Genomic DNA, 22,358 nt, shown 5'->3' on the forward strand with positions numbered 1-22,358 from the left:
CACCAGCCCGACGTGCCCCCGAGAAGGAGCTTGACGATGACCACCCCGGCGACCACCGCGGCGCCCAAGCAGCCGACCATCGCGACGCCCAAGCAGGCGACGAACGCGACGCCCAAGCAGGCGTCCACCGCGGCGCCCAAGCAGGCGTCCACCGCGGCGCCCAAGCAGGCGACGGACGCGACGCTCAAGACGGCGGGTAGTACGGCGCCCAGGGCATCGGCCTCGACGGTGACTGCGGCGGTGCCCCTGCCGAAGCCGCACCCGAGCCCCGCCGACTCGACGTCCTGGGAGAGCCTGACCGAGGCCGTCCGCGAGGCGGGCCGCTACCCGACCCGAGCGGAGGCCGAGCGCATCACCCGCATCGTCCTGTCCGCCCTCGGCAGCCATGTCACCGGCGACGAACGCGTCGTCCTGGCTCAGTCCCTGCCCCCCGAGGCCGGCCGCCTGATCGCCGCCCAGATCCCGGTCCCCGAGCCCCTGACGGCCCGCGAGTTCGTGGACTCGGTATCCACCCGACTCCCCGACTCCACCCCGGCAACCGCCCGCTGGGACGTCAGCTCGGTCCTGACCACCCTCTCCACCTACCTCACCCCCGACCTGACCGACCGCATCCTCTCCCAACTGCCGCCCGGCTACGCGCTGTTGTTCGGGAGGGCGGAGCTGGCGCCTATGGCGTGACCGCCCGAGGCTCCGGGGGTGACCCGTCCGCAGGCCGGGCGGGTTCTGACCCGGAGTTGAAATGAGGCGTGGCCGAAGGAAATTCGAAATAGGGGCGGCCCATTCTACCGATCATCTGCATCAGCTTGAGCTACATGCTGCAAGAGGAGGAAGGTAGGGTTTTGTAGTTGCGGCTCGATTCCCTTGTTTACAAGCTGCGTGGTGTTCGGTATCGAAGGATACTCTATTCCTAGTAGGCCGCATATGTGTTCGAATTCTTCATTCTTATTTCCCTCACCGAGGTTTCCATTGAGGTAGTCGCGCAGGCGTGAGCAGATATCGAGTATCGCGTGGCCGCTCGCGGTAACTTGTTATATGCCACCCTGTAGGCTCTCGCTCTCCAGGAATCCCAGTATGAAGAGACGTTCGGTTTCATGCCTGACGGCGTTTGGGTTTGCGTCTAGATCCTTCGCAGTCCTGCTGTTATTGCGATACTTATTCTCCTTGACATAAGAGAGGATCGCTATCGGGAGACCGGGGCGCTTGGAAGAGGCGAAGCGTGTAGTGTCTCGCTGAGTGAGGCCACCGAGGGTCACATGCATGAGGAGATCTCTGGTGATTTCCCCCTTTAGGGCTTTGTAGGTTGACTCCGCTATGGTCTCGTCGTCTGCCTTGAAGTCTGCCGGGACCCAGAAGACCCGCAAACGAGACGGGCGTTCGCGCATGGGCGTGTCCAGATAGGACTGGGTCACCTCGGCAAAGCGGGAGCGGAGCTTACTTTCGTGGCGCGCGATGTAAACGGCAGCCGCTACATCCCGCTCGTTGAGCAAAATTCTGAGGTCTTTGTCGATGCCGTCACCGCCGTGTCCCCAGAGTGTCTGCCCTACGATGACCTTTGACCAGTCCTGCTTGAGATCACAGGAGAAGTCGAAAAGCTTGCGCTGGCCTTCGGTGTAGCCGAAGAGGCCGGAGTTCGATGCGCTCTCCATGATTCGGAGGGCCGCATCTGACAGGTATATGTGCTCTGGTGAGACTGCCATGGTGACTCCGTGAGAGTGACAGGCGGGCTTACTTGACTGGGATCCTGGTGTAGCTGTTACCTGTCTGGTAAACGAGGTTAATTGCTTCTGTGTGGAGAAGGTCTATCAAGTCGTCCTGTGGCTTACCTGGGAGCAATACGGTCAGCTTCGGTCGGTTCGGATTTAGGTGCCGCACATAGTCCTTGAGTAGGCCTATCGCCGCGCGCACCTCATCGCGGGAGCTCTCTCCGCGCACCGAATAGAGCTCGTGTGTGGTTGCGTCGTAGAGATCAGTCGTGAGGACGGTTGTAGTGTTGGCGATCTTTATTTTGTAGGAAAAAACCTCATGCCCTTGCTCCACGAGCTCCTTGAGGTACGAGGCTCGGAGAGTCGACTGACGATGTTCAGCGATGACGCTGGGCTGAGCTGCGCGCCTGCTTTCCGAGGCTCGCTTCCGCTTCGGCGAGACCAACCTGGGCTTAGACGACTTGGGCTCAGGCAGCCTAGTTTCCGCGACGGCTGCCAAAACCCTTTCTGTGATAGTCCCTTGCGCCCGTGTGATGGTATCTTTGGCGAGGCGCTCGTATGCACCCTTGGGACGCAGGCGGAAGACTATGACGCGGCGCTGTGACCCATTTTCGTCGTGTGCCTCTCGCACGGTGTAAGGCTGCTTGAGGTCTAGGGTGAACTCGCCTACGTACCGCTGCTGCTTGGCGCTGGAGTTTGGCTCGGAGACCTTTCCTTCAGCGACGAAGACGTGCAGAGCTCGCTCGTCCCGCGCGTGGTACAAGACAGCAGCGTTTCGAGATCCTGCCCTCTCCCAGAAACGTTTGCTCTCCGCTGGTGCCTTGACCGGTGTACTCGAAGATCGGCCCAAGCTCGTCTTCTTCCGCCAGCCAGCCGTCCTCGTAGCCATACTTCTTACCGCTATCGTGGTCTACGTAAATGAGGATATTTGGGGTGGTTGTGGAAGAAATGATCCCCCCCTTGGCTTCCTCCGCCGAACAGCTTGTCCATCTCTGCTCGTGTGGTCAGCATCCCGGGGGTGATCGAAGATTTGCCCATGTCTTGACGTTAACTGATCACACTGACATCGAAGTTGCCCCGCTAACCGGCGTTGATGGCCGCGTAGGTCCACACGTCGGCTGGTAGATCGTGCTCCAGGCGCCAGGTGATGGACATGGGCTTGCTGCCGGTGTGGTGTTCGTAGGTGGCGGGACCCAGGAGCATCCAGGGCTGGGACTTGCCGATGTCGGTGTTCTTGTAGCGCCGCATGAAGAGGAGGACGTGGCTGCCACGCTCCTTGTGATGCTGGTAGCGCAGGCCGGTGGGGGAGCTGGCGGCCGTCGCGTTCTGGGACTCCCAGTGGAAAAGCGTCCGGTTCAGCGCGTAGTCCTTGTAGCGGATGGTGGGAGAGAAGTCCTTCTCGTTCTTTTCGAGAGTGATGAGGAGCGTATCCGTTTGCAACTCCTCAACCCACTGCACACCTTGGGCGAAGGAGCGGGGCATCTGGCCACCGAAGCGTGCGACGCCGAGGGCAGCGAGGATCTCCGAGCGGTTGTAGGAGCTGTGCACCCTTAGCGGGATCTTGCCCAGGTGGCCGGACAGGGGCAGGGGGACGTGGTCGGCCTGCTCCATGACATGCGAAAGCACCTGCCGGAGCTCATCCCGAAACGCGCGTTGGGTCCGCAGCGTCTCCAAACCCTCCTGGTAGCTGGTGAAGCCACCTGCGTTGTCCCAGAGGTTGAAGAACAACATGCGGGCATACGACTGGTCGGTCGGACTCAGATCCTCGTACGACGCAGCGCCGTCCTCGAGAAGTCGTAGGTAGGCGTCCGCACGGTCTGGATCGTCTACGTGGAGGAAGGCGTGGATCCGCTTGAGGAGGGCGGCTTCTGCGGGGGACGTGGGTTCGTCCAGGAAGCCGGAGCGACGCAGTACTGTCGTCCAGGAGTTGTCACTCTTGTAGAGCTCCTTGATCTCCCGGCGACTCTCGCGGAGGTAGTCGGCCAGGCGGGGTGTGCCGTAGGCCTTGACCTCCTTCACTAGGGTCTTCACCGTGGCACCCAGCTGGGTCCGGATGTTCTCGATGACGAGGTCCTTCGACTTGCCCTCCAGGATGATCTGGCAGCCAGACGGCAGCTGTGGGAAGTCGTGCTCGATGTGCTCGAGGAGCCGGTTCCTGGACAGGTTGGTCAGAGCGCGGAACTGCTCCTCAAAGCGGAACTCGGTCCGGTGCTGTCCGATGAAGTCGAGAACCGTGAGGACAGGCTTCGTTTGGGTTCGCCTGAGCCCTCGGCCCAACTGCTGGAGGAAGATGGTGGCGCTGTTGGTGGGGCGCAGGAGCAGCAGGGTGTCGACGTCCGGGATATCGAGTCCCTCGTTGAACAAGTCGACGGAGAAGATCACTTGGAGCTTGCCGTCCCGGAGGTCCGCGAGCGCCTGGGAGCGCACCTCGGTGGGCGAGTCGCTGTCGAGCGCCATCGCGTGGAAGCCGGCCTGCCGAAAGAAATCGGCCATGAAGTGAGCGTGCGCCTTGCTCACGCAAAAGCCCAGTGCCCGCATGGCACCCGGCTTGGAGACCTTGTCCCGGATCTGCTTGACCACGATCCGGGCGCGCGCGTGGTTGCCGGTATAGAGGTTGTCCAGGTCCCGGTCCGTGTACGAGCCCTGCTGCCAACCCAGGTTCGTTAGATCCGTACCGTCCGGGACACCGAAGTAGTGGAAGGGACAGAGCAGATCGTTCTCCAGGGCTTCCCACAGCCGCATCTCGGCAGCGATGCGACCCTCGAAGAACTCGTCCTGGACGTTGAGGCCATCCATCCGCTCTGGAGTGGCCGTGAGTCCGAGCAGTTCCTTCGGTGTGAAGTGGTCGATCACTCGCCGATAAGTGGTGGCAGTGGCGTGGTGGAACTCGTCGATGACGATGATGTCGAAGTGATTAGGGGCCAACTGCTCTAGGCGTCGCACATTGAGGGACTGGACGCTGGCGAAGACGTGGTTCCACTCCCGGGGGTCTTGCCCTGAGTGCAGGAGCTCGCCAAACGACGCATCGTCCAGTACTTCGCGGTAGGTGCGAAGCGACTGCTTGAGGATCTCCTTGCGGTGGGCCACGAACAGCAGCCGCGGTCGGGCCGCGCCCCCTTCCTTGAGGCACAGGTTGCGGTAGTCCAGTGCGGCCATGACCGTCTTCCCAGTGCCCGTCGCCGCTACCAAGAGATTGCGGTGCCGGTCGCGAAGCTCCCGCTCGGCAGCGAGCCGCTCTAGCATGTCCTGCTGGTGGGGGTAGGGACGCACCTCAAGACCAGAAAGACTGATCTGCACGTCCGTGCCGGAGCTGACCCCACTTGCCTGGGCCAGCGCTTCATCGAGGCGGGCGCCATGGAGGTCGGGGTCGTACGTCTCGAAGGCGGGGTCGCTCCAGTACGCGTCGAAGGTCGCCTCGAACTTGTCCAGTACGGCGGGGGTCGCCACCGACGACAGCCGCACGTTCCACTCCAGGCCATCGAGTAGGGCTGCCTTCGACAGGTTCGAGCTGCCGACATACGCGGTGTCAAAGCCCGTCTTCCGCCTGAACAGCCAGGCTTTGGCGTGCAGCCGAGTGGAACGGATCTCGTAGTTGACCTTGACGGTAGCGCCGAAGTCCCGGACCAGACGGTCGAGCGCCTGGCGGTCGGTGGCGCCGATGTAAGTGGTCGTGATGACACGAATGGGCACACCACGATCCCGCGCCGCACGCAGCGAGTCCTCTAGGACACGAATGCCGTACCACTTCACGAACGCGCAGAGCAGGTCGATGCGGTCCGCTGTGGCGAGCTCCGCCCTCAGCTCGGCGCCGAGACTCAGGTCTTCCGGCGAGTTGGTGATGAGCGAAGTCTCGGACAGTGGCGTCAAGGGGCGCAACGCGTAAACGCCAGGCGCTTCTTGCTTCGCCAACGTCAGAAGCTGACGTGGACCATCGACAATCGTGTTCCTTGCCGCCTCGTCTGCGGTGCTCGTGTTCGAAGGGCCTGCGGTGCCGAGCGCCTCAAGGACACGGTTTGCCACCTTGACCCGCTCCTCGGCCGGAAGCTGGGCCAGCGTCCGGCCGACCGCCTCACCGATGTGGCGAGCTAGGACATGGGGCGCTGACTCTGCACTGACCTCGGCATCGATGGCCTTCCAGCCAGCCGCTTCGAATTGCGCTAGCTGATCACGCACGTCATGCGTGATCAGCTTTTCGTAGACACCTGCGATCGGCTCCGACGCATTCATCGGCTCTGCCACGGCTGCCCCCTCATCCCTCTCGTGCACGCCCCAGCGTGCCGACAGGGATCAGTTCTAACAGCAGCCACCGACAACAGGGTTATGCGCGGGCGCTGCGAAGTACCCCGCGGGTGGTGTTAGGCGCCGTGGCAGGCGTCGTACACCCGGCCCGAGTCGCACCAGCACTCCGCCCCCCTCCCCGGTGGCCATGCCACCGCGCGGCCCCTTGCGGCGAGGGTTGTGGCGTATTGGGGGAGGAGGGTCGGGTCGTCCGGGGTGGTCGCTTCGGAGGCGGCGAAGGCTTCGTAGGAGGGGACCGTGCCGGTGACGATGCCGAGGTTGCCGGTGCCGGAGGTGGAGAGTTCGCGGAGGGAGGACTCTATGGTCGCGAGGTGGGCGGCGTGGGAGGGGTATTCCGTGGCGAGGGCGGGGTAGGCCGTCAGGAGTTCGGCCAGTTCCGGGGCCGGCCAGTGGAGGACGGCGACCGGGAAGGGGCGGGAGAGGGCCTCGCGGTAGGCGCCCAGTTCCGTGCGCAGGCGGGAGATCTCGGCCTCCAGCTCGGCCGGGTTGTCCGAGCCGAGGGACCAGACGCGCTTGGGGTCGTGCAGCTCGTCCAGGGTGACCGGCGCGGTGTGCAGGGTGTCGGCCAGGGTGTCCCAGTCGTCGTGCGGCAGGCCCCGCATGCGGCGGACGCGGTGGCGGCCGTAGAGGAGCGGGTGGAGGGGGGCCGGGGGTTCCTCAGTGTCCGGGAGCAGCAGGCGCGCCGCCTGTGTGAACGTCTCCTCCGCCGACTCCAGCTCGTCGTGGGACTCCAGGGACTCCGCGATGATCACCCAGGGGCCGGGCTCGCGCGGGGCCGTCGTACGGATGCCCTCGATGATCGCCCGTGCCTCGGCCTCATGGTTGTACTCCCAGAGGTTGGCCGCCTTCAGGGCCCGTACCAGCGACGGGTTCTCCAGGGTGGCCGGGGTGGACAGCAGACGGTCGTAGAGGGTGGTGGCGGCGGGGCGGTCGCCGGACAGCTCCAGGTGGGCCGCCGCCCGCAGGAGCAGGGCCTCGGCGTCCTCCGGGTACAGGCCGGCGGTCCGCTCCAGGCGTGCCGCTTCGGCGGTGTGGTCGACGTTCTCGGCAGGCGTGTCGGGGCGCATGGGGGACACCGTACTGCCGGGCGCCGACAAACGTCAGGGCGGTCCGGTGGGGGTGATCCCTGAGGGGGACACCTCGCATATACCGGCCTCTGTGGGGATATGCCGGTCCGTCGGGCCTCACCGCCCTGTCCCTCGGGCCCCACCGCCCTGTCCCTCGGGCCCCGTCCGGCCACACAGCACCACCCGCCCGCTTCCTGTCACACCGGACCACTCACCCCCTGTCACACAGGACCACTCGCTATCTTCTGTGCCTACAGCGACATCCGTACGGACATCCGGTCCGCGCGGACATCTGGACGTGGGGTCGGGATGCGGGTGACGGGCGAGCTGGTCCACGTCGAGCCGGAGGGGCGGGAGGCGGGCCGGAGGGGGGAGGAGCCCGGAGCGGGTGCGCTGCCCCGGTACTGGCCGCTGCTGCTCGTCGGGGCCGCCGTCGTGCCCGGCACCCTGCTCTTTCTCGTCGGGCGGTGGGGGGACGCGCCGGCCGCGCAGGCGTGGCGGACCGTGTGCCTCGCGGTGACCGTGCAGGCGCTGCCGTTCCTGCTGCTCGGTACGGCCCTGTCCGGGGCGATCAACGCCTTCGTGCCCGAGCGGGTGTTCCGGCGCATGCTGCCCCGGCGGCCCCTGCTCGCCGTACCCGTGGCGGGGGTGGCGGGGGTGGTGCTGCCGGGATGCGAGTGCGCGTCCGTGCCGGTGGCCAGCAGCCTCATCGGGCGGGGGGTCGCCCCGGCCGCCGCCTTCGCCTTCCTGCTGTCCGCGCCGGCCATCAACCCCGTCGTGCTCACCGCCACCGCGATCGCCTTCCCCGGCAACCCGGCCATGGTGCTGGCCCGGCTGCTCGCCTCGCTCGCGACGGCCGTCGTGATGGGGTGGCTGTGGTTGCGGTTCGGGCGCAGCGAGTGGCTCAGACCGGCCGTACGGCACACCGGGCACCAGGTGGGGCACAGCCGGTGGGACGAGTTCCGGGCCGGGTTCCAGCACGACTTCCTGCACGCCGGCGGGTTCCTGGTGCTCGGCGCGATGGCCGCCGCCACCTTCAACGTCGGGGTTCCGCGCTCCGTGCTCGCCACCTTCACCGGGACGCCCTGGTTGTCCGTGATCTTCCTGGCGGCCCTCGCCGTGCTGCTCGCCGTCTGCTCCGAGGCGGACGCCTTCCTCGCCGCCTCGCTGACCGGGTTCCCGCCGGTGGCCCGGCTGGCGTTCATGGTGGTGGGCCCCATGGTCGACCTGAAGCTGATCGCCCTCCAGGCGGGCACGTTCGGGCGGGCCTTCGCCGTACGGTTCTCCGCCGCCACCCTCGTCGTCGCCGTCGTGTGCAGCGCGCTGATCGGAGGTGCCCTGCTGTGAAGCGGACGCTGCAATCGGGGCTGCTCGTGCTGTGCGGGCTCGGCCTGCTGCGCATCTCCCTCGTCACCGACCTGTGCCTCAGATACGTCAAGGAGAGCATGCGGCCCCTGCTCATCGCCTCCGGGTGCGTGCTGGTGCTGCTCGGAGTCGTCAGCGCGGTCCTCGACCGGAGGCGGCGGAAGCGGGAGTACGGCGGCCACAGGCACGATCGGGCGGACAGTCACGGCCACGGACACGGACATGGGCACTCCGACGGCCATGGCCAGGGCCACGACCATTCCCGTCTACCCCGCGTCGCCTGGCTGTTGCTGCTCCCCGCGCTGAGCCTGCTCTTCTACGCCCCGCCCGCCCTCGGCGCCTACACCGCCTCCCGGCAGCCGCCCAAACCCGTCGCCCGGCAGAGCGAGTTCGCGCCGCTGGCGGCCGTCTCGCCGCTGCCGATGACCCTGTCCGACTTCACCAGCCGGGTCCAGCAGGACCGCTCGCGGGCCATCAAGGGGCGTACCGTCCTGATGACCGGCATCGTCACGCCGCACGGGAACGGCAGCTGGGACCTCACCCGGATCATCATCAACTGCTGTGCGGCGGACGCCCAGTCGGTGAAGGTACGTGTCTACGGCGGGCCCGTGCTGCCCGCCAACACGTGGGTCACGGTCACCGGGGCCTGGCACCCCGGCGGCACGCTGGGCACCGCTTCCGCGGCGGTCGCGCTGGACGCCCGTACCGTCGAGAAGGTGCCCCGGCCCATCAACGGCTACCAGGACGCCCTCCCGCTGCCCACCACGCGCACCTCCTGAAAGAAATGGGGCGGGGGCGAACCGGCCGTCACGGCAGGGGAGTTGGTCCTGCCCGCCCGCCGGTCTGCTTGCCCTCCCGCAGCGCCAGCACCCCGATCGCGCCCGCCGTCGCCAGGGCCGCCGAGACCAGCAGGGCGAGGTTCATGCCGTGGGCGAGGTGGCCGCCGGAGGTGGCGAGGGCGATGGTGAGGGCGACGCCGACGCTGGAGCCGATGTAGCGCAGGGTCTGCTGCGCGCCGGAGCCCATGGCGGCGCGTGCGCGGGGGACGGAGTCGACGGCGAGGAGCGGGAGGGCGGCGTTGAGGAGGCCGCTGCCCAGTCCGCCGATGATCAGACCGGGGAGCAGCCGGGTCCAGGAGCCGGAGCCGATGGCGCCGAGCAAGGTCAGGGCGCCGGCGGCGTGCAGGGCGAAGCCCAGGGCGAGTTGGCCGCGCGGGGGGACGGGCAGGCGCTTGACCTGGAGGGCGACCGTGCAGCTCAGGCCGGACCAGAGCAGCAGCAGACCGGCCGTGGCGAGCGGGGAGAGACGCATCGTCTGCTGGGCCACCGCGGGCAGATAGCTGAAGACGCCGATCACCGCGAGGCCTGTGAAGAGGCCGCCCGCCGAGGAGGCCAGGAAGCGGGCGTGGCGCAGCAGGCCCAGGTCGATCATCGGGGTGCGGGAGCGTCGTTCGACGGCGACGAAGACGGCCAGCAGCGCCACGGCCGCCGCCAGGAGCAGCCCCACCGGTGCCCGCAGCCAGCCGTCCCGGCCCAGCGTCAGCGCCGCGACCAGGGAGATGAGGGCGAGTCCGAAGGTCAGCGCGCCGGGTATGTCCGGGCGGCCGCCGCGGGGGGCGCGGGACTCGGCGAGGGTGCGGGTGCCGAGCGCGGCCAGCAGCAGGGCGAGGGCGCCGAGGACGCCGTAGCCGGCGCGCCAGTTGGGCAGTGAGGCCGCGATCAGGGGGCCCGTCGCGATGCCGCCGCTGACGAACGCGCCCCACACACCGGTCGCGTGCAGCCGGCCGCGCGTGCTGGGGAAGGCGTGCACGATCAGGCCGAGGGCGCTGGCCAGCAGCGCCGCGCCGGCCGCGCCCTGGGCGATGCGGGCCAGGGTGAACTGCCAGGTCGAGGTGGTCAGCGCGCCGAGGGCGGTGGTCAGGCCGAGGGCCAGGGTGCCGGCGAGGAAGACCCGGCGGCGGCCGTAGTCGTCGGCGAGGCTGCCGGCCACCAGGAGCAGGGCGGCGAGGCCCAGCGGGGTGCCGTTGAGGAGCCAAGCCTGGCCGGAGAGCGGGGTGTGCAGGGCGGCCGCCGTCTGCGGGAGCGTGACCATCGGGGCCGTGTAGTTCATCAGGGTCACGGCGGTCGCCGCGCTGACGAGGGCGAGGGTGGCGCGGGGGCGGGCGGGGGAGGGTGCGATGCCGTCCGGTTCCGGAGGCGGGGCTCCGCCGGTGCGAGCCGCGCGTGACCCGCGGGAGCCGCCCGGCCCCGGCGCGTCGCGAGCCCCGCGCACCACCTCTTGCACTCCATGCGCCTTTCGCGCCTCGCCCACTGCGGCGGAATCGAGCCCGGTCATCGCAAGTCCTCAGTTCGGTCAATGAACCTAGCTGTCCCGGCCACCGTAACACCGTCGGTTCGGTGACTGAACCGAACGTCGGAAAGTGGCTACAGTGGAGGGCATGGCACTGGGCAAGGACTACGCGACACAGGAGTGCTCCATCGCCCGCGCGCTGGAGATCGTCGGCGAGCGCTGGACGTTGCTCGTCGTCCGGGACGCGCTCTACGGCGTGCGGCGCTACAACGACTTCCTCGTCCACCTCGGCATCCCGCGCGCCGTCCTCGCCGCCCGGCTCCAGACGCTGACCGCGGAGGGGATCCTGGAGAAGCGCCGGTACCAGGAGTCACCGCCGCGCGACGAGTACGTGCTCACCGAGCGCGGCATCGCCCTGTGGCCCACCCTGCGCGCCCTCGCCGCCTGGGGGCGTGACCATGTCGTCGGCGTCCGGCTGCGCTCCTTCCGGCATGCCGGGTGCGGCGCCGAGATCGGGCCGTACGCCGCATGCGTCCGGTGCGGAACCGTCGTGCCGGCCGGTGACGTCGTCATGGAGCCGGGCCCCGGACTCGATCCGGACCCGGCGGATCCGGTCAGCCGCGCCCTGCTCAAGCCGAAGCGGTTGCTGGAGCCCATGGAGATCGAACAGGCGTAGAACAGGCGTATGGCGAACGGCGCACGGCGAACAGGCATAATCGAGCGGGCACCGTCGAGTGCCGGACAAGCGCCGATCGGAGACGATCAGGGAGGGGGATGACGATGAACCGGCCCATGAGCCACGGAACCAGCCGTGCCGTCGCGTTCCTGCTGGCCCCCCTGCTCTTTCTGCTTCCCCTCGCGATCCTCGACACCGGCGGCCTGACCACCGCCGTCGCCCTCGCCGCGACCGCCGCCGCCGGTTCCGCGCTCGCCCTGTGCACCCTGATCGCCGCCGGCCGCGCCCCCGCCGTACCGCCCACCCGGATCCGTACGGCGATACGCGACCGCGCCCGGCGCACGGCCTTCCTGCCCCAGCGTGATCCCGACGCGCGCGGCCGCCGCAGGCCGCGGGCGCCCGGACGGACCCTTCCGGCGACCGCCGCGTAGGGCCCGTACCCCCGTACTTCCCGGCCCCGCGCGGGTCGTCCTGCCGTTATCTCCTTCTCCCGGCACGACGAGACCCCCGGAGGGCTCACCCATGTCCGTCTTCTCCGTGTTCGCACACCTGGTCGAGCGGCTCGCCGGCCTGCTCGCCCCGCTCTGCCACGACTCCGCGACCGCCGCCGCGATCGTCCTGTTCACCGCGCTCGTACGACTCCTCGTCCACCCCCTCTCCCGCGCCGCCGCGCGGGGGCAGCGGGCCCGCGCCGCGCTCCAGCCGAAGATCGCGGAGCTGCGGAAGCGGCACGCGAAGGACCCCGAGCGGCTGCGGTCGGCGATCATGGAACTGCACACCGCGGAACAGGTCTCGCCCCTGTCCGGCATCCTGCCGAGCCTGCTCCAGCTCCCCGCCTTCTTCCTCCTCTACCACCTCTTCTCCAGCACCTCCGGCAACGCGCTGCTCGACCACCGGCTGTTCGCGGCGCCGCTCGGCGGCCGCTGGGCCGACGCGCTCGCCGGCGGCGGGGTGTTCGGCGGCGCCGGCCTGGTCTACCTGGGCCTCTTCGCCCTGGTCGCGGGCGTCGCCACCGTCAACTACCTGCGGACGAAGCGGCAGCTGGCGCAGAACCCGGTCATGGCCGCCGCCGGTGGCGGGGAGCCGGTGCCGGGGCTCGGGGCGGTCGGCAAGGTGATGCCGTTCCTGTCCTTCCTCACGCTGGTCAGCGTGGCCGTCGTACCGCTCGCCGCCGCGTTGTACGTCGTCACCAGTACGACGTGGAGCGCGGTGGAGCGGGCCGCGCTGTACCGGCAGTCGTAGCCCGGCGACCCGGAGTTACGGTCCAGTACGTGAACAGGGTCTTGCCGGGTGGACGGTGTGCTTGGAGGATCGTCCAGCCCTGCCGATGGCTGCACCCGTCGGCCGGGCGCCCGCGATCGAGGGAGATGGTGACCATGAAGCTGCTGCGAGTCGGTGCGGCGGGGGCCGAGCGGCCCGCGCTGCTCGACGCCGACGGAACCCTGCGCGACCTGTCCCCGCTCGTGACCGACATCGACGGGGCGCTGCTCGCCGACGCCGCCGCGCTCGGGCGGGTGCGGGAGGCGGCTGCCACCGGTGAACTGCCCGTCCTGGACGCGGCAGGGCTCCGGATCGGGCCGCCGCTCGGGCGGATCGGGAAGATCGTGTGCATCGGGCTGAACTACCACGACCACGCCCGCGAGACCGGCGCCGAGCCGCCCGCCGAGCCGGTCGTCTTCTTCAAGGCGCCGGACACGGTGGTCGGGCCGGACGACACCGTGCTGGTGCCGCGCGGCTCCGCCAAGACCGACTGGGAGGTGGAGCTGGCCGTCGTCATCGGGCGCACGGCGCGCTATCTGGAGTCGGCCGAGGAGGGGCTCGCGCATGTCGCCGGGTACGCGGTCGCGCACGACGTCTCCGAGCGGGAGTTCCAGATCGAGCGGGGCGGGACCTGGGACAAGGGCAAGAACTGCGAGACGTTCAACCCGCTCGGGCCGTGGCTGGTGACCGCGGACGAGGTGCCCGATCCGCAGCGGCTGTCGCTGCGGCTGTGGGTCAACGGGGAGCTGAAGCAGGACGGCACGACGGCGGAGCAGATTTTCCCGGTGGGCGAAGTGGTGCGCTACGTCAGCCAGTTCATGACGCTGTACCCCGGTGACGTGATCAACACGGGGACGCCGGCCGGAGTGGCGATGGGGCACCCCGAGCCGAAGCCGTACCTGCGCGCCGGGGACGTGGTGGAGCTGGAGGTCGAGGGGCTGGGGCGGCAGCGCCAGGAGTTCAAGGACGCGTAGGCGCTCCGCTGGGATCGCGGGGGGGGGATGCGGTTCCGCCGGGGCGGTCGGTGGGGCGCGGCTTCGTCCGGGGTGGCCGGGGGGATGCGGTTCCGCTGGGACGGCGGGCGATGCGGCCTTGCAGGGATGGCCGGGGGGATGCGGCTTCGGCGCTGGGTGGGGGTGGGTGACGGTCAACCGGGCCGGGAAGCGCCAGGGCACTCAGCCGGCCCGGGAAACGCCGGAGCGCACGGCCGGGCCGGGAAGTGTCGGGACACTCAGCCGATCCGGAAAGCACCAGGGCAGTCGCCCGGGCCCGGAAGCGCCGGGGCGGTCAACCGGACCGGGAAACGCCGGAGCACACGGCCGAGCCGGCAAGTGCTGGGACACTCAGCCGATCCGGGAAGCACCGGGATGGTCCGCCGGGTCAGGAAGCGTTGAGGCAGTCGGCCAGTCCGGGGAACGCCGAGGCAGTCGGCCGGGCCCGGAAGCGCCGGGACATGACGTGGGCGGTCGCGTTCGCGCGGCGCGGTCGTACGCGGAGACGGCCCCGCCTCCGGGCCGGGCGGGACCGGTCGCGTGTGCTGCCGGGCCGCCCGGCCCGGTCGTCTTGCCGGGGCGGGGGTGCGGGCCGGTCACCTCAGGAGCAGGGCCAGCCTGCGCCACTGCTCCCTCGGGATGGTCTGGCCGGTGGTCTCCGTGACCACCTGGAGGGCCACGTGGTCGGCGCCCGCCTCGTGGAAGGCGTGCACGCGGCGGCGGATCCGGTCGTCGTCGCCCCAGGCGAAGACCGCGTCGATGAGCCGGTCGCTGCCGCCGTCCGCGACATCGGACTCGGTGAAGCCGAGGCGGAGGAAGTTGTTGGTGTAGTTGGGGAGTTCGAGGTACCGGGCCAGGTAGGCGCGGGCGATGCCGCGGGCGCGGCTCGGGTCCTGCTCCAGGACGACCTTGAACTCCGGGGCCAGCAGCGGGCCTTGGCCGAGGATCTCGCGGGCCTTCGCGGTGTGCTCGGGGGTGACCAGGTAGGGGATGGCGCCGGCCGCGCGGTCGCCGGCCAGCTTCAGCATCTTGGGGCCGAGGGCGGCGAGGACACGGCGGCCGGCCGGGACACCGGCCTTGTCCAGCTCGTCCAGGTAGCCGGTCATCGCGGAGTAGGGGCGGTGGTAGCCCTCGACGCGGGGACCGTGGCTGACGCCGAGGCCCAGGATGAAGCGGCCGGGGTGGGACGACTCCAGCCGGGCGAACTCGGCCGCGGTCGTGGCGGCGTCCTGCTGCCAGACGCTCTGGATGCTGGTGCCGACGGTGATGTGGTGGGTGGCCTCGATGAGCGGGGCGGCGTGCGCGGCGGTGCTGTTGCCGCCCAGCCAGATCGCGCCGAAGTCGAGTTCCTCCAGCTCGGCGGCGGCGTCCTCCTGCTCGCCGCGGCGGGCGGGGTCCTCCGCGCGCAGCGCGATGTCCCAGACGCCGTGCCGGCCGATGCGCTGTTTCAGCGGGCCTGTTGTCTCACTCATGCGGGCGATCCCTCCGGAGGGTGGGCGATGCTGTCGTGATCGTCACGTCTGTGCCCACTGCCAACCGGAGGGGGTCCCCGCTGATTCCCTGCTTCCCTCGGTCCGGCTGCCGGGTTCCCTCAGTCGGCCGAAGGGGCGAGGGGCTCCCGCGGGCGGCCGAGGAACTGCTCCAGCGCCGCCACCACCAGCCGGTGGTCGTCCACCTGGGGCAGTCCCGAGACGGTCACGGCGCCGATGACGCCCGCGTGCTCCAGCCGGATCGGGAAGGAGCCGCCGTGGGCCGCGTAGGCGTCCGGGTCCAGGCGCGAGGAGTTCTCGAAGGTGGTGCCCTTGGCCCGGAAGCGGCAGCCGACCAGGTAGGAGGAGGCGGCGTAGCGCTCGGCCACCCGGCGCTTGCGGACGATCCAGACGTCGTTGTCCGGGGTGGAGCCGGGCAGGGCCGCGTGGAACAGCTGCTGTCCGCCGCGGTGGATGTCGATCGCGACCGGCGCCCGGTGCTCGCGGGCCAGCCCGACCAGCAGGGAGCCCAGCTCCCAGGCGTCCTCGTACGTGAACCGGTCGAACACCAGGCGCCGCTCCTGGTCCTCCAACTCCGCGATGGTGGGCGCGACTTGTTGCTGTTGCGTGGTCACAGGGTCACCGTCACCTTCTCCTGGGCGGACCTGCGGGCCGCCTCCAGTACGTCGAGGGCGGCGGCCGCCTCCAGGGCGGTCACCGGGTTGGGGCCGGCACCGGCGAGGGCGGCGGCGACGGCCGTGTAGTAGGCGGGGTAGTCGCCGGGCAGGGTCTTCACCGGGGTGCCGCCGCCGGTCAGCGGGGATTCCCCGGCGCCGATCCGACCGTACAGCTCCTCGGGCTCCGCGCCCCACCGGGGTCCGGGGCGCAGGCCCTCGCGCAGGGCGGCCTCCTGGGGGTCGAGGCCGTACTTCACATAGCCCGCCTCGGAGCCCAGCACCCGGAAACGGGGGCCGAGTTGGGGGGTGGTGGCGGAGACGTAAAGGTGGGAGCGGGCGCCGCGCCGGTGGGTCAGCGCGATGAAGGTGTCGTCGTCGGCCTCGGCGCCCGGACGGCGCACGTCCGCCTCCGCGTACACCTCGGCGGCCGGGCCGAACAGCACCAGGGCCTGGTCGACGACATGGCTGCCGAGGTCGTAGAGCAGGCCGCCGATCTCCGCCGGGTCGCCGGACTCGCGCCAGCCGCCCTTGGGCTTCGGGCGCCAGCGCTCGAAGCGGGACTCGAAGCGGCGCACCTCGCCGAGCGCGCCGTCCGCGAGCAGGGCGCGCAGGGTGAGGAAGTCGTTGTCCCAGCGGCGGTTCTGGAACACGGACAGCAGCAGACCGCGGTCCTCGGCGAGGGCGGCGAGCGTCCGGGCCTCGGCGGCGGTGCCGGCGACCGGCTTGTCCACCACCACGGGCAGGCCCGCCGTCAGCGCCGCGGTGGCGAGCGGGACGTGCGTCTTGTTCGGGGAGGCGATGACGACCAGGTCCAGCTCGCCCGCGCGGGCGAGGAGTTCCTCGGGGCTCGCGGCGAGCGTCACGTCCGGGAACGCGTCGCGGGCCTGGCGCTGCCGCTCCGGGTTCGAGGTGACGACCGTGTCGAGGACCAGGCCCTCGGTGGCGGCGATCAGGGGGGCGTGGAAGACGGAGCCGGCGAGGCCGTAGCCGATCAGGCCGACGCGGAGGGGAGTGCTCATGGCCCCCACTTTCGCAACGCTGTTGCCAAAGTGCAAGCGGTGGGGAGAATGGGTGAGTGAGCGAGGACAGGGTGGACAGCGGGGCAGGGGTGCGGCGCGAGCCGGTCGCCGGGCGGGCGGGAGCGAACCTGGGGGCGGTGCGCTCGCACAACAGCGCGCTCGTGCTGGGGCTGCTGCGCGGGGCCGGGGCGGAGGGCATCAGCCGGCTGGAACTGGCCGAGCGCACCGGGCTGACCCCACAGGCCGTCAGCAAGATCACCGGGCGGCTGCGGGAGGCGGGCCTCGCGGCGGAGGCGGGCCGGCGGGCGTCCACGGGAGGCAAGCCGCGCACGGTGCTGCGGCTGGTGCCGGAGGCGGGGCACGCGGTGGGGGTGCAGCTGGACCGGGACGCGCTGCGGGTGGTGCTCGTACGGCTGGACGGGGCCGTGGTGGGGGAGCGGTGCGGCGAGCTGGACCTCGGGGCGGGCGCGGAGGCCGTGCTCGGGGTGGTCGTGGAGGCGGTCACGGGGCTGGTCCGCTCCTGCCTTGGGCCCTTCGGGGCGCTGGCCGGAGCCGGGTCGCTGCTGGGGGTGGGGGTGGCCCTGCCGGGGCCGCTCGACCACGCACGCGGGGTGCTGCACCGGGTGACCGGGTTTCCGGGGTGGGACGGATTTCCGCTGCGGGACGCGCTGCACGGGCGGCTGGGGGTGCCGGTAGTGGTGGACAAGGACACCAACGCGGCGGCGGTGGGGCTGGCGGCCGGCGGTGAGGGCGGGTCGTTCGCGTACCTGCACCTCGGTACGGGCCTCGGGGCCGGGCTCGTGATCGGCGGGCGGGTGCACCGGGGGGCGCGGACCGGGGCCGGGGAGTTCGGGCACCAGGTCGTCCAGCTGGACGGACCGCGCTGCGCGTGCGGGGACCGGGGGTGTCTGGAGGCGCTGTGCCTGTCCGCGGTGGCGCGGGGCGAGGTGGCGGCGGCGGCGCGGGCGCTCGGGGTGGGGGCCGGGAACCTGGTGGGGCTGCTGGACATCGACCGGGTGCTGCTCGGGGGGCGCACGGTGCTGGCGGACCCGGAGCCGTTCGTGCGCGGGGTCTCGGCGGTCCTGGACGCACGGGCCCGGCGGGAGGGGCTGGGCGCGGGCGCCGCGGTGGCAGTCGTACGGCAGGGGGAGCGGGTCGTGGCGGAGGGGGCGGCGGAGATGGTGCTGGGGGCGGGGGTGTTCGGGAGGGGGGAGGGGTGACGGATCCCTGGGGACGACCCCCCACCGGTGGGAGGCTGCCGGGCAGTCGTCTTCGAGCGCGCCGCGCGAGCGCCGGATCCGGATGTGGGTACTCATGCTGTGGGGGTTGCTCGTGGGACGGAGGTGTCCGATGAGGTGGATGAAAACCAGAGTGGCCGTCGGGGCGATCGGGCTCGGTCTGCTCTGCGTGTCGGGCGGCGGCACGGCCGTCGCGGCGCAGGACGCGGGCACCCGGTACTGCGGCGCCGATCCCGCCTCCGGGCTCGGCGTCCTCGCGAGCGAGCCGGTCACCTGCGGAGCGGCGCTCCAGGTCGCGGCGGCCTACACGAAGGTCTGGCACGGCGCGGCGGCCGGGGCGCAGGTGCGGGCGGCCGGGGCCCGGTGGGCGTGCGGGGAGCGGCAGGGGAACCCCGACCCGTACCAGGTTTGCGTGGAGGTCCGGGACGGCGGGCGTGTGGTCACGCTGTCCTCCTGACTCGGCGTCACCATCACACACCCCGAGCATCCGTCACAGCGGAGGTTCCCATGAGGTCCATACGACCGTTCGCGGCCGGAGCCCTGGCGCTCCTCGCCTTCTCCGCCGCCGCGCCCGCGGCCCACGCCGCTCCCCCGACCAACTGCGACAAGGCCCTGGCCGCCGCCCAGAAGGCTGAGCGGTCCTACGACGACATGAAGGCGGACCTGCTGCGCAGCATCGCCGACGGCGGCCACCCCGACGCCTCCCAGCGGCGGGCGCTGCAACAGGCCGAGAGCCTCCGGAACTCGACGGCAACCGAGGCGGAGCACGTCTGCGCGGGCGCTTCCTGAGCCGGCCGAGTGTCCCGGTGCTTGCGGGCCCGGCCGACTGCCTCGGCGCTTCCGGGCCCGGGCGACTGCCCCGGTGCTTTCCGGATCGGCTGAGTGTTCCGGGCACTTGCCGGGCCGGTTGACTGCTCCGTCGTTTCCCGGAGGCTTCCCCGCCCGGTTGACCGCCTCGGCGCTTCCGGGCCCGGCCGACTGCCCCGGCACTTCCCGGACCGGCCGCGTGCCCCGGCACTTCCCGGATCCGCCGCGTGCCCCGTCGTTTCCCGACCGGCTGACCGCCCCGGTGTTTCCTGGGCCGGGCCTGCCGGGCGCCTCCGCCGATCGAGGGGTGTCCGGGGCCGCCCCGGAGTGGCGGTCCGGTTCCGCGTCGCTGACCCGGCATGGTCATGTGTTCATGCGACTGCGCTCGTCCCCGTCCCCCGGCCGCATCTCCCGCCACTCCCTCATCCTCGCCGCAGCCACCGCCCTCGCCCCGCTCCCGGCTGCCCTCCTCGCCCCCCTTCCGGCCGCCGCCCTCGCCGGCCCCCTCCCGGCGTCGGTCCCCGCCGGTCCCCTCCCGGCGTCGGTCCTCGCCGGTTCCCTCCCGGTGTCGGTCCCCGTCGGTCCCCTCCCGGTGTCGGTCGCCGCCGGTTCCCTCCCGGCGGCAGCCGCCCCCGCGCCCTCCTGTGCCGCGCCCGGCGAGCACGTCTTCCCCCTGGCCACCCGGATCCGCGGCGGCCCCACCGAGTACCAGCCCGGCGCCGGTGCCGTCACCTGGCACATCGACCTCACCAACACCACCCGCCGCTCCTGCGCGGGCATCCACCCGGTCGTCGTCCTCGTCGACGACCGGCATGAACTGAAGGCCGGCCAGGCACGGCTGGACTTCGACGACGGCTCCCGCGTCCGCCCCGTGACGTTCGAGAGCACCGACGAGAAGGAGTTGGTCGGCGTGCTGGACGCACCCGGATTCGGCGGTTTCACCGTGGCCCCCGGCAAGACCGTCAGCGTGCGGGTCCGCCTCGCGCTCACCCGTGAGGCCGCCGTACCCGACCAGGTCACCGCCAACGCGGCCGCCGTACAGCGGCGCGGCCAGGACGGGGACTGGGTCGGCGAGTCCAACGCCTACCGGTTCGGGGTCGGCACCCCGATGTCCCCTGCCCCCGAGCCGACCGGAGACCAGGACGGCACCCCGGTCGCACAGGACCTCACGGGCACGGGCACGGCCACGGCTCCGGAGCCAACGCAGGGCACCGGCAGCCCAGGCACCGGCACCGGCACCCCCGGCCCCGCCTCCTCCGCCGCCCCCTCCCTCCCCCTCGCCCAGGACGCGCGGGAAGCCGGCAGGCGCGCCCGTGAACTCGCCCGCACCGGTCCCGCCCTCACCCACGGCCTGCTCGCCGCCGCCGGTGCCCTGCTCTGCGTGGCCGGCGCCGCGTTCCTGCTGGCCCGCGGGCGCCGCTGAGTTGAGGCGCCCCCACCCCCGTCTGCGACGATCCCTTGCGTGGACTACCCCGTTGAGCAGGCTCCTGGCGCCCCCGTCCGGTCCGGCATCCCCGAGCACGGCCGGATCCCGAAGTACTACGCGGTGAAGGCGAGGATCGCCGCGCTGCTGGAGCAGCTGGGGCAGGACAGCGTCATCCCGACCGAGCGGGATCTCGCCGAGCGGTACGACGTCGCCCGCGAGACCGTGCGCCAGGCGGTGCGGGAGCTGGTGCTGGAGGGGCGGCTGCGCAGGCGCGGGCGCGGGACCGTGGTGGCCGGGCCGAAGCTGGCCCAGCCGCTGTCGCTGGCGAGCTACACCGAGGGGGTGCGCCGCCAGGGCCGTACCCCCGGCCGTACCCTCGTCGGCCTCGACCGCTTCCCCTGCCCGCGGGCGCTCGCCGCCGAGACCGGGCTGACGCTGGGCGAGCCCGTCTGGCACCTGGAGCGGGTGCTGCTCGCGGACGAGGAGCGGGTCGGCCTGGAGAGCACGTACGTCGCCGTCGCGCGGGTGCCCCGGCTGGACACGGACTTCGAGGCCGACTCCTCCTTCTACGGCTATCTCGCCGCCCAGGGCATCCGGTTCGGCGACGCCGACGAGCGCCTGGAGACCGTGCTCGCCACGCCCCGCGAGGCGCTGCTCATCGGGACCCCGCCCGCGCTGCCGATGCTGCTGATCCACCGGGTGTCCCGCGACACCGACGGCCGTCCCCTGGAGCGGGTGCGGTCGCTGTACCGGGGGGACCGGTTCTCCTTCACCACCCACCTCCAGGGCTGACGCCGTCCGTTTTCGGCGGGAAGGTCGGGACATATGCGCCACCCTACAGGTCACTGGAAGGTAACGGGTCTAGCCCAAACGTGATGGCCAGTTCACGCTCCCGTCGACCGGCGGACGACTCCGGTTACCCGCCCCCGAGGACCGTGGGCGGCGTGAGAGTGACAGTCGTCGGAGGCGGCGTGGTCGGCACCATGCACGCCTGGCAAGCAATCGAACGTGGCCACGAGGTCGTCCAGATCGAGCGGGAGGCCGAGGCGCGCGGCGCCTCGCTGCGCAACTTCGGACAGATCTGGGTGAGCGGCCGGGCCGGGGGAGCGGAACTGGAGACCGCGCTGCGGGCACGGGAGCTGTGGGAGGGCATCGGCGGCCGGGTGGCCGGGCTGGGCTTCCGCGCCACCGGCTCCCTGACCCCGGTGCGCACGGACCTGGAACTGGCCGTCGCCGAGGCCGCCGTGGCCCGCGCGGACGCCGCCGCCCGCGGCTACAAGCTGCTGACCCCGGCCGAGGCCCGCGCGCTCAACCCCGCCCTGCGCGGCGAGTTCACCGCCGCCCTCTACTGCGAGCGGGACGCCGCGGTCGAGCCGCGCACCGCGCAGCTCGCCCTGCGCGCGGAGCTGCGCAGGTCCCCGAAGTACACCTTCCTGCCGGGCCGCGAGGTCCGCGAGGTGACCGGCGCCGGGACCGTCCGCGACGACCACGGGGACGTGCACCACGCCGACGCCGTGGTGCTGGCCACCGGCGCCTGGCTCGGCGGTCTGGTCCGCGAGCTGGCCGGGCCCGGCCTGCCGGTGCGCCGGGTCCGGCTCCAGATGATGCAGACCGACCCGCTGGGCGAACCGCTGCCGACCTCCGTCGCGGACGGCGACAGCTTCCGCTACTACCCGGCCTACGCCTCCGCGGCCCTCGACGCGCTCAACGCCGGCCAGCCGCAGCCCGAGACGGCGGCCGCGCACAAGATGCAGCTGCTCATGGTGCAGCGCGCCGACGGCGGCCTGACCATCGGCGACACCCACGAGTACGAGTATCCCTTCGCCTTCGACACCGTCGAGGAGCCGTACGAGCACCTGACCGGCGTCGTGGAGAACCTGCTGGGCCGGCCGCTGCCGCGCATCCGGCACCGCTGGGCGGGCGTGTACGCGCAGTGCACCGACACGTCCCGCGTCGTGCACCGCCAGCAGGTCGCCGACGGGGTGTGGCTGGTCACCGGGCCCGGCGGGCGCGGCATGACCTGCTCCCCCGCGATAGCCGAGACCACCGCGAACGAACTGGGCTGGTGAGC

The 22,358-nt window shown here is 71.2% G+C and carries 21 protein-coding genes; 13 read left to right on the forward strand and 8 right to left on the reverse strand.

Annotation, left to right across the window (positions count from 1 at the left end; genetic code table 11):
- The first annotated feature begins 36 nt into the window (after positions 1 to 36).
- Positions 37 to 678, forward strand: a complete 642-nt coding sequence (locus tag ACE4Q9_RS21000) for a DUF2267 domain-containing protein (RefSeq protein ID WP_397985759.1) — start codon at positions 37 to 39, stop codon at positions 676 to 678.
- Between the two features lie 350 nt (positions 679 to 1,028).
- Here the strand turns inward: ACE4Q9_RS21000 and ACE4Q9_RS21005 are convergent, their stop codons facing one another.
- The 4 genes from ACE4Q9_RS21005 to ACE4Q9_RS21020 all read right to left on the reverse strand — a co-directional run bounded on the left by ACE4Q9_RS21005 (position 1,029) and on the right by ACE4Q9_RS21020 (position 7,069).
- A complete protein-coding gene (locus ACE4Q9_RS21005; protein WP_397985760.1) occupies positions 1,029 to 1,697 on the reverse strand; it encodes a hypothetical protein in 669 nt (222 codons plus the stop codon).
- A gap of 28 nt (positions 1,698 to 1,725) precedes the next feature.
- Positions 1,726 to 2,466 (reverse strand): hypothetical protein, encoded by a 741-nt coding sequence (locus ACE4Q9_RS21010; protein ID WP_397985761.1) that lies wholly within the window; start codon positions 2,464 to 2,466, stop codon positions 1,726 to 1,728.
- Between the two features lie 317 nt (positions 2,467 to 2,783).
- Positions 2,784 to 5,930, reverse strand: coding sequence for a DUF3427 domain-containing protein (locus ACE4Q9_RS21015; RefSeq protein WP_397987283.1), 3,147 nt, complete (start codon positions 5,928 to 5,930; stop codon positions 2,784 to 2,786).
- Positions 5,931 to 6,058: 128 nt separating this feature from the next.
- On the reverse strand, positions 6,059 to 7,069 hold the full coding sequence (locus ACE4Q9_RS21020; RefSeq protein ID WP_397985762.1) for an SEC-C metal-binding domain-containing protein: 1,011 nt from the start codon (positions 7,067 to 7,069) through the stop codon (positions 6,059 to 6,061).
- A 309-nt stretch (positions 7,070 to 7,378) separates the two neighbouring features.
- On the opposite strand from ACE4Q9_RS21020, the gene ACE4Q9_RS21025 reads away from it, so the two are divergent.
- Both ACE4Q9_RS21025 and ACE4Q9_RS21030 read left to right on the forward strand, forming a co-directional pair.
- Positions 7,379 to 8,416, forward strand: coding sequence for a permease (locus ACE4Q9_RS21025; RefSeq protein WP_397985763.1), 1,038 nt, complete (start codon positions 7,379 to 7,381; stop codon positions 8,414 to 8,416).
- Entirely contained in the window at positions 8,413 to 9,213 is an 801-nt protein-coding gene (locus tag ACE4Q9_RS21030; RefSeq protein WP_397985764.1) for a TIGR03943 family putative permease subunit, read from the forward strand. The genes ACE4Q9_RS21025 and ACE4Q9_RS21030 overlap by 4 nt, the downstream gene beginning before the upstream one ends.
- 28 nt (positions 9,214 to 9,241) lie before the next feature.
- Here ACE4Q9_RS21030 and ACE4Q9_RS21035 read toward each other — a convergent pair whose 3' ends face one another.
- Complete coding sequence (locus ACE4Q9_RS21035) at positions 9,242 to 10,612, reverse strand: MFS transporter (protein ID WP_397987284.1); 1,371 nt, start codon at positions 10,610 to 10,612, stop codon at positions 9,242 to 9,244.
- 250 nt (positions 10,613 to 10,862) lie between these two features.
- On the opposite strand from ACE4Q9_RS21035, the gene ACE4Q9_RS21040 reads away from it, so the two are divergent.
- From ACE4Q9_RS21040 to ACE4Q9_RS21055, 4 genes are all read left to right on the forward strand, one after another.
- The gene (locus ACE4Q9_RS21040; protein ID WP_397987285.1) at positions 10,863 to 11,399 is read left to right on the forward strand and encodes a winged helix-turn-helix transcriptional regulator; all 537 of its coding nucleotides are present in this window, start codon (positions 10,863 to 10,865) and stop codon (positions 11,397 to 11,399) included.
- Between the two features lie 116 nt (positions 11,400 to 11,515).
- Positions 11,516 to 11,830 (forward strand): DUF6412 domain-containing protein, encoded by a 315-nt coding sequence (locus ACE4Q9_RS21045; RefSeq protein ID WP_397985765.1) that lies wholly within the window; start codon positions 11,516 to 11,518, stop codon positions 11,828 to 11,830.
- Positions 11,831 to 11,921: 91 nt separating this feature from the next.
- On the forward strand, positions 11,922 to 12,641 hold the full coding sequence (locus ACE4Q9_RS21050) for a YidC/Oxa1 family membrane protein insertase (protein ID WP_397985766.1): 720 nt from the start codon (positions 11,922 to 11,924) through the stop codon (positions 12,639 to 12,641).
- 134 nt (positions 12,642 to 12,775) lie between these two features.
- Positions 12,776 to 13,633: a fumarylacetoacetate hydrolase family protein gene (locus ACE4Q9_RS21055; RefSeq protein WP_397985767.1), complete on the forward strand. Its 858-nt coding sequence runs from the start codon at positions 12,776 to 12,778 to the stop codon at positions 13,631 to 13,633.
- Between the two features lie 614 nt (positions 13,634 to 14,247).
- Here the strand turns inward: ACE4Q9_RS21055 and ACE4Q9_RS21060 are convergent.
- The 3 genes from ACE4Q9_RS21060 to ACE4Q9_RS21070 form a co-directional block, all read right to left on the reverse strand.
- On the reverse strand, positions 14,248 to 15,123 hold the full coding sequence (locus ACE4Q9_RS21060; protein WP_397985768.1) for an LLM class F420-dependent oxidoreductase: 876 nt from the start codon (positions 15,121 to 15,123) through the stop codon (positions 14,248 to 14,250).
- A 119-nt stretch (positions 15,124 to 15,242) separates the two neighbouring features.
- Positions 15,243 to 15,755, reverse strand: coding sequence for a heme-degrading domain-containing protein (locus ACE4Q9_RS21065; RefSeq protein WP_397985769.1), 513 nt, complete (start codon positions 15,753 to 15,755; stop codon positions 15,243 to 15,245).
- Entirely contained in the window at positions 15,752 to 16,816 is a 1,065-nt protein-coding gene (locus ACE4Q9_RS21070) for a Gfo/Idh/MocA family oxidoreductase (RefSeq protein ID WP_397985770.1), read from the reverse strand. The genes ACE4Q9_RS21065 and ACE4Q9_RS21070 overlap by 4 nt, the downstream gene beginning before the upstream one ends.
- Positions 16,817 to 16,887: 71 nt before the next feature.
- On the opposite strand from ACE4Q9_RS21070, the gene ACE4Q9_RS21075 reads away from it, so the two are divergent.
- The 6 genes from ACE4Q9_RS21075 (at position 16,888) to ACE4Q9_RS21100 (ending at position 22,356) form a co-directional block, all read left to right on the forward strand.
- Positions 16,888 to 18,036 (forward strand): ROK family protein, encoded by a 1,149-nt coding sequence (locus ACE4Q9_RS21075; RefSeq protein ID WP_397987286.1) that lies wholly within the window; start codon positions 16,888 to 16,890, stop codon positions 18,034 to 18,036.
- 139 nt (positions 18,037 to 18,175) lie between these two features.
- Complete coding sequence (locus tag ACE4Q9_RS21080; protein WP_397985771.1) at positions 18,176 to 18,511, forward strand: hypothetical protein; 336 nt, start codon at positions 18,176 to 18,178, stop codon at positions 18,509 to 18,511.
- Between the two features lie 50 nt (positions 18,512 to 18,561).
- Positions 18,562 to 18,843 (forward strand): hypothetical protein, encoded by a 282-nt coding sequence (locus tag ACE4Q9_RS21085; RefSeq protein ID WP_397985772.1) that lies wholly within the window; start codon positions 18,562 to 18,564, stop codon positions 18,841 to 18,843.
- Between the two features lie 391 nt (positions 18,844 to 19,234).
- On the forward strand, positions 19,235 to 20,284 hold the full coding sequence (locus ACE4Q9_RS21090) for a hypothetical protein (protein WP_397985773.1): 1,050 nt from the start codon (positions 19,235 to 19,237) through the stop codon (positions 20,282 to 20,284).
- A gap of 39 nt (positions 20,285 to 20,323) precedes the next feature.
- Positions 20,324 to 21,079 carry a GntR family transcriptional regulator gene (locus tag ACE4Q9_RS21095; RefSeq protein ID WP_397985774.1) on the forward strand — a complete coding sequence of 252 codons (756 nt, stop codon included), beginning with the start codon at positions 20,324 to 20,326 and terminating at the stop codon, positions 21,077 to 21,079.
- A gap of 152 nt (positions 21,080 to 21,231) precedes the next feature.
- Positions 21,232 to 22,356 (forward strand): TIGR03364 family FAD-dependent oxidoreductase, encoded by a 1,125-nt coding sequence (locus ACE4Q9_RS21100; RefSeq protein WP_397985775.1) that lies wholly within the window; start codon positions 21,232 to 21,234, stop codon positions 22,354 to 22,356.
- Positions 22,357 to 22,358: the final 2 nt, after the last annotated feature.

The organism is Streptomyces sp. AM6-12 (assembly GCF_044327085.1).
In the GTDB taxonomy this organism is placed as follows: Bacteria; Actinomycetota; Actinomycetes; order Streptomycetales; family Streptomycetaceae; genus Streptomyces.